The organism is Aeromonas sanarellii, assembly GCF_000820085.1.
Classification (GTDB): domain Bacteria; phylum Pseudomonadota; class Gammaproteobacteria; order Enterobacterales; family Aeromonadaceae; genus Aeromonas; species Aeromonas sanarellii.
The window spans coordinates 1-11,840 of record NZ_CDBN01000041.1 but is presented as its reverse complement, the minus strand read 5'-3'; the positions used below and the strand labels follow the sequence as shown (position 1 = coordinate 11,840).

11 protein-coding genes are annotated in these 11,840 nt (G+C 64.4%); 10 read left to right on the top strand and 1 reads right to left on the bottom strand.

The features are described from left to right. Positions 1-1,358: bifunctional D-glycero-beta-D-manno-heptose-7-phosphate kinase/D-glycero-beta-D-manno-heptose 1-phosphate adenylyltransferase HldE (hldE, locus tag BN1132_RS08590; RefSeq protein ID WP_042076818.1), on the top strand; the 1,358-nt coding region annotated here is incomplete at its 5' end. 232 nt (positions 1,359-1,590) lie between these two features. Here hldE and tolC read toward each other — a convergent pair. Further along, complete coding sequence (gene tolC / locus BN1132_RS08585; RefSeq protein ID WP_042076817.1) at positions 1,591-2,916, bottom strand: outer membrane channel protein TolC; 1,326 nt, start codon at positions 2,914-2,916, stop codon at positions 1,591-1,593. A 307-nt stretch (positions 2,917-3,223) separates the two neighbouring features. On the opposite strand from tolC, the gene nudF reads away from it, so the two are divergent. From nudF to parE, 9 genes are all read left to right on the top strand, one after another. After that, a complete protein-coding gene (nudF, locus tag BN1132_RS08580) occupies positions 3,224-3,865 on the top strand; it encodes an ADP-ribose diphosphatase (RefSeq protein ID WP_042076816.1) in 642 nt (213 codons plus the stop codon). Positions 3,866-4,071: 206 nt separating this feature from the next. Next, a complete protein-coding gene (locus BN1132_RS08575; protein WP_042076815.1) occupies positions 4,072-4,518 on the top strand; it encodes a DUF1249 domain-containing protein in 447 nt (148 codons plus the stop codon). A 27-nt stretch (positions 4,519-4,545) separates the two neighbouring features. Next, positions 4,546-5,364: a 3',5'-cyclic-AMP phosphodiesterase gene (gene cpdA, locus BN1132_RS08570; protein WP_042076814.1), complete on the top strand. Its 819-nt coding sequence runs from the start codon at positions 4,546-4,548 to the stop codon at positions 5,362-5,364. Between the two features lie 10 nt (positions 5,365-5,374). After that, positions 5,375-5,962, top strand: coding sequence for a YqiA/YcfP family alpha/beta fold hydrolase (locus BN1132_RS08565; protein ID WP_042076813.1), 588 nt, complete (start codon positions 5,375-5,377; stop codon positions 5,960-5,962). A gap of 2 nt (positions 5,963-5,964) precedes the next feature. Beyond that, positions 5,965-6,588: an NUDIX hydrolase gene (locus BN1132_RS08560; protein WP_042076812.1), complete on the top strand. Its 624-nt coding sequence runs from the start codon at positions 5,965-5,967 to the stop codon at positions 6,586-6,588. A gap of 96 nt (positions 6,589-6,684) precedes the next feature. Beyond that, positions 6,685-6,906 carry a DUF1656 domain-containing protein gene (locus BN1132_RS08555; RefSeq protein ID WP_084202739.1) on the top strand — a complete coding sequence of 74 codons (222 nt, stop codon included), beginning with the start codon at positions 6,685-6,687 and terminating at the stop codon, positions 6,904-6,906. Continuing rightward, positions 6,899-7,765 carry an efflux RND transporter periplasmic adaptor subunit gene (locus BN1132_RS08550; protein ID WP_042076810.1) on the top strand — a complete coding sequence of 289 codons (867 nt, stop codon included), beginning with the start codon at positions 6,899-6,901 and terminating at the stop codon, positions 7,763-7,765. Before BN1132_RS08555 ends, BN1132_RS08550 begins: the two co-directional genes overlap by 8 nt. 1 nt (position 7,766) lies before the next feature. Next, positions 7,767-9,776, top strand: a complete 2,010-nt coding sequence (locus BN1132_RS08545; protein WP_042076807.1) for an FUSC family protein — start codon at positions 7,767-7,769, stop codon at positions 9,774-9,776. A 115-nt stretch (positions 9,777-9,891) separates the two neighbouring features. Further along, entirely contained in the window at positions 9,892-11,790 is a 1,899-nt protein-coding gene (gene parE / locus BN1132_RS08540) for a DNA topoisomerase IV subunit B (RefSeq protein ID WP_042076806.1), read from the top strand. Positions 11,791-11,840 lie beyond the last annotated feature (50 nt).

Below are 11,840 nucleotides of genomic sequence, written 5' to 3'. Positions count from 1 at the left end.
CCTTGACCACGGGCACCGGCCGCATCTCCCCCGAGGCGCCGGTGCCCGTGGTCAAGGTCGAGCACATCGAGGAGCGCCCGGGTGGCGCCGCCAACGTGGCCCTGAACTCCGCCGCCCTAGGTGCCCAGGCCGTGCTGCTGGGGCTGACCGGCCAGGATGAGGCCGCCGACGCGCTGGCCGGCCAGATGGCGGGGGTCAAGGTCGCCTGTGATTTCGTTCGCCTGACCGACTACCCGACCATCACCAAGCTGCGGGTGCTCTCCCGCAACCAGCAGCTGCTGCGCCTCGACTTCGAGGAGGCCTTCCACGACGTGGACGCCAGCCTGCTGATGGGCAAGGTGGAGCAGGCGCTGCCCGAGGCGGACGTGATGATCCTCTCCGACTACGGCAAGGGCGCCCTGAACGACGTGCCCGGCATGATCCGCCGCGCCCGCGTCGCCGGCATTCCCGTGCTGGTGGATCCCAAGGGGACCGACTTCGAGAAGTACCGCGGTGCCACCCTGCTGACCCCCAACATGTCCGAGTTCGAGGCCGTGGTGGGCAAGGTGAAGGGGGAGGAGGATCTGGTCTCCAAGGGACTGGATCTGGTCAAGCGCTTCGAGCTGGACGCCCTGCTGGTGACCCGCTCCGAGAACGGCATGACCCTGATCCGCGAAGGCCAGCCCGAGCTGCACCTGCCGGCCCAGGCCCACGAGGTCTATGACGTGACCGGTGCCGGTGACACCGTCATCTCCACCCTGGCGACCTCCCTGGCCGCAGGCATGAGCCTGGACGAGGCCTGCGCCCTGGCCAACACCGCCGCCGGCATCGTCGTCGGCAAGCTGGGGACCTCCACCGTCAGCCCGGTGGAGCTGGCCAATGCGCTCTACACCGAGCAGGAGACCGGCTTTGGCGTCATGTCCGAGGCCCAGCTCAAGGTCGCCGTCCAGGCCGCCCGCCTGCGCGGCGAGAAGGTGGTGATGACCAACGGCTGCTTCGACATCCTGCACGCGGGCCATGTCTCCTATCTGGCCAATGCCGGCAAGCTGGGAGATCGCCTGATCGTGGCGGTGAACACCGATGAATCCGTGCGCCGCCTCAAGGGACCGGGTCGCCCGGTCAACCCGACCGAACGCCGCATGACGGTGCTGGCGGCCCTGGGCGCCGTGGACTGGGTGGTTCCCTTCTCCGAGGACACTCCCCAGCGCCTGATCGCCGAGATCCTGCCGGACCTGCTGGTCAAGGGCGGCGACTACAAGCCCGAAGAGATTGCCGGCTATGCCGAGGTGACTGCCAACGGCGGCGAAGTGCGGGTGCTGAACTTCGAGGACGGCTGCTCCACCAGCGACATCATCAAGACCATCCGCGAGCGCGGCTAAACCCATCCCATTAGGCTATTTTATTCGCCATTTTGAACCCGGGCAGTACTCGCTTATGTGAAACCAAGGGCACACGTACTCCAGTACGCTCCGGTTTCTGTGCGCTGTCCTGATTCAAACTGCCTTCAACAACGACGCCTACCGGGATAGGTTGGAAGTGAGTGGTTTGACTACTGTGCAGACATAGAAAAGGCGACCCCGGGGTCGCCTTTTCTCATGGTGTGCGCCTGGCTCAGGACTGCTTGGTGACCTGGGCCGCAGGCATCAGCCCCTGGTTGACCTCCTCCAGATCCTTCTGCTCCAGGATGCCGGCGGCCTGCTTCAGGGAGAGGATGCTGAGGATGTAGTTGTAGCGGGCCTCGGAGAGCTTCTGCTTGGCCTGATACAGCTTGCGGGTGGCGTCCAGCACGTCGACTATGGTGCGGGTGCCCACTTCGTACCCGGCCTCGGTCGCCTTCAGGGCACTGTCGGCGGAGATAACGGACTGGCTGTAGGCGCGCACCGAGCCGATGCTGGCGTTCACGTTGTTGTAGGAGGAGCGGACCGTGCTTTGCACCGAGCGGAAGCTGCGCTCCAGCTGTTCGCTGGCGGCCACGTAGTTGAACTGCGCCTGCTTGACCTGGGAGGTGGTGGCCCCGCCTGTGTAGAGCGGCAGGTTGAAGTTCAGGCCGATATTGCCCTGGTTGCTGTTGCTCTCGGGGTTGCGGATCTCGTCCTTGTAGTCGTTGTAACCGGCGCTGAGCCCGGCGCCGAGATCCAGGGTCGGCTCGTGGCCTGTCTTGGCCAGATCGATCTGCTCCTTGGCGATGTCCTTGCCGATGCGGGCGCTGTGCAGCTCCAGGTTCTTGTCCAGGGCCAGCTCCAGCCACTTGTCGGAGTTGAAGGCCGTCTTCTGCGGACTGAAGCGCTCGGTGTTGAGCACGTCCAGCTGACGGTGATCGATGCCGGTCAGTTCGCGCAGGCTCTCGTAGCTGTTGTCCAGGGTATTCTCGGCATTGATCTCGTCCGCCAGCGCCTGGTCGCGCTCGGCCTCGGCCTCATGCACGTCGGTGATGGCGGTCAGGCCCACTTCGAAGCGCTGCTGGGTCTGTTCCAGCTGACGTTCCACCGCGGTCTTGTTGGCGCGCACGAATTCCAGGGTATCCATCGCCTTGAGCACGTCGAAATAGGCCTGGGCGGTACGCAGCATCAGGTTCTGGTACTCGAGGTTGTAGGCCACGTCGGACTGGGTGGCGCTCTTCTCGGTCAGGTCCAGGTTGACCCAGTTGCTGCGGCGGTAGATGGACTGATCCAGCGTCACTGAGCCGGTGGCGCCCGTGTTGGTCTGGGTATCGTCCTTGTTCTGCAGGTAGTTGAGGCCGGCACCCAGGTTGATCTGGGGCAGCAGGGCTGCGCGGGATTCGTTGATCTTCTCGAAGGCTTGGTCCCGTTTGGCCTTGGATTCCAACAGCTGGGTATCCTTGATCTGGGCTTGTTGGTAAATTTCGAGCAGGTTTTCGGCATGAGCGGCGCCGCTCACACCCAGCATCACCATGACTGACAAGAGTGTTCTTTTCATATGATATTTTTAACCTTATGTATCAACCCAAAGCTGTCCGCTGGATGAAGGGGGGGATTGTCACCGACCAAGCTTGATTTCAGCTTAACCACTCTACTATAAGCAGATTTCATTGCGAACTGTCTCTTTTCCAGTAACGGAAACGTCAAGAGGCAGGGCAGGTTTTCTCGGCAACCCGCCTAGCCAAATGTCCTGTGGCTGCTAAAATCCTTCCCTCATCATCGGCGAGAGCAAATGAATGAATGTTCATTCATGCCCCCGAATATTATGGTCAAACCAGGCCAAGTCAAGCTGGTAGGAGTCTCATATGTCACAGCAAGCCTTGCCTCAAACCAGTCACTACTCCGGCGATGATGTGAAAATCATCGGGAAATCAGCCGGATATAACGGCTTCTTCAAGGTGAACGTCTACCGCCTGCAGCACAGGCTGTTTGCCGGTGGCTGGAATGAGCCCATAGTGCGGGAACTGTTCGAGCGCGGCCATGCCGCCGCCCTGCTGCCTTATGATCCGGTACGGGATGAGATCGTGCTGGTGGAGCAGTTTCGCATCGGCGCCATGGAGACCAGCGCCACCCCCTGGCTGCTCGAACTGGTGGCCGGCATCATAGATGAAGGGGAGACCGCCGAGGCCGTGGTGCGGCGCGAAGCGGTGGAAGAGGCGGGGATCGAGGTGGGACGCTGCGAACACGCCATCAGCTATCTGGTGAGCCCGGGTGGCAGCACAGAGCGCATCGAAGTCTACGTTGGCGAGGTGGATGCGAGCCGGGCCGCGGGGATCCACGGTCTGGCTGAGGAAGGTGAAGACATCCGGGTGCACGTGGTGAGCCGCGAGCAGGCCTATGCCTGGTTGAAGGAGGGGCGCATCGACAACGCCGCCTCCGTCATCGCCCTGCAGTGGCTGGCCCTCAACCACGGCGAACTGCGGGCCCGCTGGTTGGCGGGGCGCTGAGGTGGCACTCGTTCAGGCCAGGGTCAGGTGCCCTGTGTCCGACTGGATCACTGTGCAGCGGGTCCACCCTTCATGGACCCTGATTGATGGAGCCGCGACATGCCATTAGTCCAGATCCCGATGAAGCGCTATGTGCCCGATCTGATGTCCTTGCAGCGCACCTGCGAGGTGAACTACCCATGGACCCTGATTGATGGAGCCGCGATATGCCATTAGTCCAGAGCCCGATGAAGCGCTATGTGCCCGATCTGATGTCCTTGCAGCGTACCTGCGAGGTGAACTACATGGCGCTGATGAAGCTGCTGCCGCCCGGTGGCAGCGTGGGTGCCGAGCGCCGCTATCAGGTGGGCAACGGCCTGCAGTTCCAGCTCACGGTGACCGAGGAGAGCCGCTTCACCAGCCAGGTGATCCTGGCCCAGCACAACCCGGAATTGCCGAGCTACTTGCAGGCTTGCATAGAGATTCGTTTGTATCATGACGTGCGGATGGCGGAAGTGTGTGCGGCGCAACAGATTTCGATGTTGCAACCACGTTATGATTATCCCAATCAAAAAATGCATCACAGGGATGAAAAAGAGCAGGTAAATCTATTCCTGGCCGATTGGTTAAGATTTTGTCTCAAACACGGCACCAGCCTGATCAACATCCTCTAGTTGAACCCATAAAAAAGAAGCGTGATTTTGGAAACAGAGCTACCTCAGGCGCCGGACGGCAGTGTGCGCCTGTTACAGATTACCGACACCCACCTCTTCGCGAGCGCCGAGGGGCGGCTGCTGGCCGTGCCCACGGCGCAGAGCCTGGCCGCCGTGCTGGAACAGGTGCAGGCCAATGACCACCCGTTCGATCTCATCCTCGCCACTGGGGATCTCTCCCAGGATCACAGCCCGGAGTCCTACCAGCGCTTCGCCTCCATGATGGCGCCGCTTGCTCGCCCCATCTACTGGCTGCCCGGCAACCACGACGACGGCCCCCTGATGACCGAATACCTGCATGCGGCCGGCATCAGCGAGGCCAAGCAACTGGTGGGGGAGCACTGGCAGATCATCCTGCTGGACACCCAGGTGCGTGGCAAACCCCACGGCGTGCTGGGGGATCACCAGCTGGCGGCCCTGGATCAGGCCCTGCGCCAGCACCCCGAGCGCCATGCCCTCATCGCCCTGCACCATCAGGCGGTGCCGGTGGGCTGCGCCTGGCTGGATCAGCACAACCTCAAGAATGCCGACGACCTGTTTGCCGTGCTGGCCCGCCACCCGCAGCAGAAGACCATACTGTTCGGCCACGTCCACCAGGAGTTTGACGAGGTGCATCGCGGCGTGCGGCTGATCGCCAGCCCCTCCACCTGCATTCAGTTCAAGCCGCTCTCCGACGGCTTCGCCCTGGACGAGTCCGGCCCGGGCTGGCGCTATCTCACCCTGCATCCGGACGGCAGGGTCGCGAGCCAGGTGTGGCGCCTGCCGATGGGGCAGTTCGTGCCCGACCCCGATGCCACCGGTTATTGAGGAGGCCTGCATGACCTCCGTTCTGCTCTACCTGCACGGTTTCAACTCCTCCCCCGGCTCGGTCAAGGCGCAACAGATGGCGGCCTGGGTGGCCGAGCACAGACCCGACATCGAGGTGGTGATCCCGGCCCAGCCCAATACGCCAGCGGCGGCCTGGTCCGCCATCGAGCAGGCCATCGCCGGCCTGAAAGCCCGTCACGGCAGTGCGTTCAAGCTCGGCGCCGTGGGCAGCTCCCTCGGCGGTTTTATGGCGACCAGGGTGAGCGAGCTGCATGGTTGCCGCGCCGCCCTCATCAACCCGGCGGTGCGCCCTCACGAACTGCTCTGCGACTACCTCGGTCCCCAGACCAACCCCTACAACGGCGAACGCTACGAGCTGCTGCCGGCGCACATGGATGAGCTGCGGGCGTTGGCGGTGCCGGTGACGGCCCCCGAGCGGCTCTGGATCCTTCAGCAGCAGGAGGATGAAGTGCTCGACTATCGCAAGGCGCTGGACGAATACCGCTTTGCCCGCCTGTCGCTGGAGTGCGGTGGCAACCACGCCTTCACAGGCTTCGAGCGCTACCCCGCCCAGATCGTCCGCTTCCTCGGGCTCTAGCCATGCAGCTGCCACTGGCCGCCTTCCTCGAACAGGTGCTGGCCACGGCGCAGGCCGGGCTTACCTACTCGAAAGATCCCTTCGATATAGCCCGCTTCGAGGCGCTGCGAGCCGCCACTGTGGCGCTCATCGCCAGCCAGAGCGAGCTGGCACCGGAAGCCATCGGCGACTGGATCGCCCTGGATAGTGGTTATCCCACCCCCAAGCTGGATGTGCGAGCCTTCATCCAGAACGATGCGGGCCATCTCCTGCTGGTGCAGGAGCGTTGCGACGGGCTCTGGACCCTGCCGGGGGGCTGGTGCGACATTGGCGACTCGCCGGCGGGGGCCGTGGTGCGCGAGGTGGTGGAGGAGACCGGCCTCGCCTGCCGGGCCGTGCAACTGCTGGCGCTGTTCGACAAGCTCAAGCATCCCCATCCCCCGCAACTGCCCCATGCCCACAAGGCTTTCTTCCTGTGCGAGGTGACGGGGGGCGCGCTACTCACCGAGACTAATGAGACCCAGGGCGCGGCGTACTTCCCCATCGACGACTTGCCCCCGCTTTCCCGCCATCGGGTGGTGGCATCCCAGTTGCGCACCCTGCACGCCCATCTGCGCGAGGGTCGGCGGGATACCCTGTTCGATTGAGGCGACGACGAGGGGAAGGAGTCACCCGCTTCTGTCGCCGCCACCGGCTGTGTTAACCTTGGCGCACCCCTTCCTCCGCCCACAGGGAGCCCGTCATTGCCCATCTCTTCCGCATTGCCCGACCTGGTCCTTGGCGCCTCTCTCTACTTTCCTCCCCTGTTCAAGGCGGTGCTGCTCGGCCTGCTAGGCTGGCTGCCCGTGCACCACCTGCTGCGTGACTGGCTCTACGGTGGGGATGTCTGGCATCCCCTGCTGATGGATCTCTCCCTGTTTATCCTCGCCGTCAGCGGCGCCCTATGGATATTGCTACATGGCTAAATCACCCCTCGCGACCCTCAAATACTTCTCTACCCTGCTGGTCTGCGCGCTGGCGCTGGCGGCGGGCTGGTGGCTGTGGAACTACTACATGCAGGGGCCCTGGACCCGGGATGGCAAGGTACGGGCCGAGCTGGTCAGCATCACCCCAGAGGTGTCGGGCAAGATCATCAAGATAGCGGTGAAAGACAACCAGCTGGTGAAGGCGGGGGAGGAGATCTTTACCCTGGATCCCGAGCCCTACCGGATCGCGCTGGACAACGCCCAGGCGGCGCTGGCCAAGGCCAAATCGGATCTCGACAAGGCGGAGCACGAGGCGGGCCGTCGCCAGAGCCTCTCCCGCAGCGTCATCTCCGCCGAGGCGGTGGACGAGGCCCGCCTCAATGCCCAGGCGATGAAGGCGGCCTACCAGGTGGCCCAGGCCAATCTGGAGCAGGCCAGATGGTCGCTGGCCAAGACCCGGGTTCATGCCGCGAGCGACGGCTACATCACCAACCTGCAGACCCGGGTCGGCAACTATGCCAGCGCCGGCGTGCCGCTGGTGGCACTGGTGGACATCCACTCCTTCTACGTGCAGGGCTACTTCGAGGAGACCAAGCTCAGGCACATAGCGCCGGGCAAACCGGCAGAGGTGGTGCTCTACAGCGGGGAGCAGCGGCTGCACGGCGAAGTGGAGAGCATAGGGCGCGCCATCCACGATCAGAGCGTGGAGGGGGCCGACAACCTGCTGCTGGACGTCAAACCCAACGTGCCCTGGGTGCGGCTGGCCCAGCGGGTGCCGGTGCGGATCAAGCTGCTGGAGGTGCCGCCCGGGCTGACGCTGATTGCAGGCACCACCTGCACCATCACCATAGGGGAGTAAGGTGGCCGCCTCGCTCTGGCGCCAGACCCCCTGGGGCAAGGCCAATGGCGGCCAGTGGCGCTACGCCCTGCGCAACAGCCTGGCCATGTGCCTGTCGCTCTGGCTGGCCTTCGTGCTGGAGCTGGACTCTCCCTACTGGGCGATGACCTCAGCGGCCGTGGTGAGCTTTCCCACCGTGGGCGGCGTCATCAGCAAGAGTCTGGGGCGGGTAGTGGGCAGCCTCATCGGCGCCATGGCGGCTGTGGTGATCACCGGCCTTGGCATCAGCGATCCCTGGCTGTTCAGCTTCCTCATCGCACTCTGGCTGGCGCTCTGTACTTACATCTCCAACCACCATCAGAACAACGTCTCCTACGCCTTTGCGCTGGCGGGCTACACCGCCGCCATCATCGCCTTCTCCTGCGTCAACCTGACCGACCCGCAGCACATCTTCGACATCGCCCAGGCGCGGGTGAGCGAGGTGATCATCGGCATCCTCTGCGGCGGCCTGTTGATGATGATCCTGCCCAGCACCTCGGATGGCGAGACCCTGCTGCAGTCGCTGCACAAAACCCAGGCCCGCCTGCTGGAGCATGCCCAGCTGCTCTGGCTGGGGGAGGCGAGCCCGGAGGTGCGCACCGCCCACGAGGGGTTGATCGGCCAGATCCTCACCATGAACGTGCTGCGTATCCAGGCGGTCTGGAGCCATCATCGGCTGCGGCGCCACAACAAGCTGCTCAACTTCCTGCTGCACCGCCAGCTGCGGCTCATCAGCCTCATCTCCAGCCAGCGCCGCATGCTGCACAACTGGCCGGCGCAACCGGAGGGGCTGCAGGCGTTGCTGGAGCGGCTGCTGGCCGAGCTGGGCCAGCCCGGCTGCGACAAGTACCGCATCGCCCGGCTGCTGGCCCCCTTGGTGCCGACGGCGGCCAGCGACTACCGGCTGCACACCTTCTGGCGGCGGCTGCGCCACTTCTGCTGGAGCTATCTGGAGTGTCAGCGCTGGCTGGATCGGCTGGCCCGTTACGACGATCAGGAGTGGCCGGCACCGCCGCGCCACTCTTCGCTCACCAGCCACACCGACACGCTGGAGGCGGCCTACAACGGCGGGCGCACCTTCCTCTGCGTGCTGCTCGGCTGCGCCTTCTGGATCCACAGCCAGTGGGATGCGGGCAGTTCGGCGCTGACCCTGCTCTCCATCTGCTGCGTGCTCTACTCGGCCACCCCGGCGCCCGCCAAGGGGGCCAACACCATGCTCAAGGCGATCCTGCTGCTCAGCCTCATCTGCTTCGCGGTCAAGTTCGGCCTGATGATCCGCATCGACGACTTCTGGCTCTTCTGCGCCCTGCTGTTCCCCGCGCTCATCACCATGCAGCTGTTCAAGCAGCAACAACCCAGGCAGGCGGTGCTCTGGGGCCAGCTCATCGTGCTGCTCGGCTCCTTTCTCGCCATTACCAATCCGCCGAGCTACGACTACCTGCAGTACATCAACGGCAGCCTAGGGCAGGCGCTGGGGGTGATGAGCGCCGGACTGGCGTTCCAGCTGCTGCGACCGAGCTCGGATCGGCGCAAGAGCCGCCGCCTGATCCGCTCCCTGCGCCGCCACTTCATGGATCAGCTGGCGCCGGCCCCGCGCCAGAGCGAGAGCCAGTTCGAATCCCTCATCTACCACTGCATCAGCCAGCTCAGCCAGAGCCAGGATCAGACCGCCCGCCTCTGGGTGCTGCGCTGGGGCGTGGTGCTGCTCAACTGCAGCCACATCGTCTGGCAGCTGCGCCAGTGGCGCGGCGAGGATCAGCCCCTCTACCTGGTGCGCGACGCCTGTATCCGCGCTCTGCAGGGGATCCTCACCGAGCAGGGGGTGCAGCACGCCTCCCTGGATCGCACCCTAGGCGAGCTGCAGCGGATCTGCGGGGCCATGGCCAACCACAGGGAGCCGGCGGCGCGGGAACTGGCCGGCATGGTGTGGCGGCTGCACAGCTCGCTCTCCCAGTTGCAGCAGGCGCTGCCGGTGGCGGTCGAGGCGAGCTGAACGGGGCGGGGGCGGCGGCTTATCCGGTCGGGATCAAGCTTTGCCGCCGACGGGTTTGTCCAATACCCTCCCAGCGAGTAAGATTCCCCCCAAACGTCAATTCGCAAGGCCCTCCATGTCTACTCAATACAATGCGGATGCCATTGAGGTCCTCAATGGCCTTGAACCGGTGCGTCGCCGCCCCGGCATGTATACCGACACCACCCGGCCCAACCACCTCGGCCAGGAGGTCATCGACAACAGCGTCGACGAGGCGCTGGCGGGCCATGCCCGCAACCTGGAGGTGATCCTGCACGAGGATCAATCCCTCGAGGTGATCGACGACGGTCGCGGCATGCCGGTGGACATCCACCCGGAGGAAGGGGTCTCCGGCGTGGAGCTGATCCTCTGCAAGCTGCATGCGGGCGGCAAGTTCTCCAACAAGAACTACCAGTTCTCCGGCGGTCTGCACGGGGTGGGGATCTCGGTGGTGAACGCCCTCTCCGATAGGGTCGAGGTGACGGTGCGCCGGGACGGCCAGGTCTATGACATCGCCTTCGAGCGGGGCGAGAAGGTGTCTGATCTGACCATCACAGGCACCTGCGGGCGTCGCAACACCGGCACCCGGGTGCGCTTCTGGCCCCAGCCGAGCTATTTCGACTCGCCCCGCTTCTCGGTCTCGAAACTCGAGCACCTGCTGAAAGCCAAGGCCGTGCTCTGCCCCGGCCTCACCATCAAGTTCCTCGACAAGAACACCGGCATCCGGCTTGAGTGGTGCTACGAAGACGGCCTCAAGGATTACCTGATCGACGCGGTCAAGCAATTCACCTGCCTGCCGGAGCAGCCTTTCGTCGGCAGCTTCAGCACCGAGCAGTCGGCGGTGGACTGGGCCCTGTGCTGGCTGCCGGAAGGGGGGGAGTGCCTCGCCGAATCCTATGTGAACCTGATCCCCACGGCGCTGGGTGGCACCCACGTCAACGGCCTGCGTCAGGGCCTGCTGGACGCCATGCGCGAGTTCTGCGAGTTCCGCAACCTGTTGCCGCGCGGGGTCAAGCTCACTCCGGAAGATATCTGGGATCGCTGCGCCTACATCCTCTCCATCAAGATGCAGGACCCCCAGTTCGCCGGTCAGACCAAGGAGCGGCTCTCGTCCCGCCAGAGCTCGGCCTTCGTCTCCGGCGTGGTGAAGGATGCCTTCAGCCTCTACCTCAACAGCAACACCGAACTGGCCGAACAGCTGGCCGAGCTCTGCATCTCCAGCGCCCAGCGCCGGATGCGCGCCGCCAAGACGGTGGTGCGCAAGAAGATAACCCAGGGCCCGGCGCTGCCCGGCAAGCTCACCGATTGCGGCTGCGCCGACCCCATGCAGGGGGAGCTCTTCCTAGTGGAGGGGGACTCCGCGGGGGGCAGTGCCAAGCAGGCGCGCGACCGCGAATTCCAGGCCATCATGCCGCTGCGCGGCAAGATCCTGAACACCTGGGAGGTGGAGGCCGGTCAGGTGCTCGCCTCCCAGGAGGTGCACGACATCTCGGTCGCCATCGGGCTCGACCCCGACTCCAACGACCTCAGTGGCCTGCGCTACGGCAAGGTGTGCATCCTGGCGGATGCGGACTCGGACGGTCTGCACATCGCTACCCTGCTCTGCGCCCTCTTTGTTAAGCACTTCCGTGCGCTGGTGGAGAAGGGCCACGTCTATGTGGCCATGCCGCCGCTCTACCGGATCGATATCGGCAAGGAGGTCTACTACGCCCTCGACGAAGACGAGAAGAACGGTGTGCTGGAGCGGGTCGAAGCCGAGAAGAAGAAGGGCAAGGTGATGGTGACCCGATTCAAGGGCCTGGGTGAGATGAATCCGAAACAGCTGCGGGAAACCACCATGGATCCCAACACCCGCCGCCTGGTACAGCTCACCATGGGCGCGGAAGGGGAGGAGGGGGACGAGACCCTGCAACTGATGGACATGCTGCTGGCCAAGAAGCGGGCGAGCGATCGCCGCGAGTGGCTGGAAGAGAAGGGCAACCTGGCGATCATCTAGGTCAGCCCACTCTCGTCATCATCAGCCGTCGACTGGCCCGCGCGGGCCAG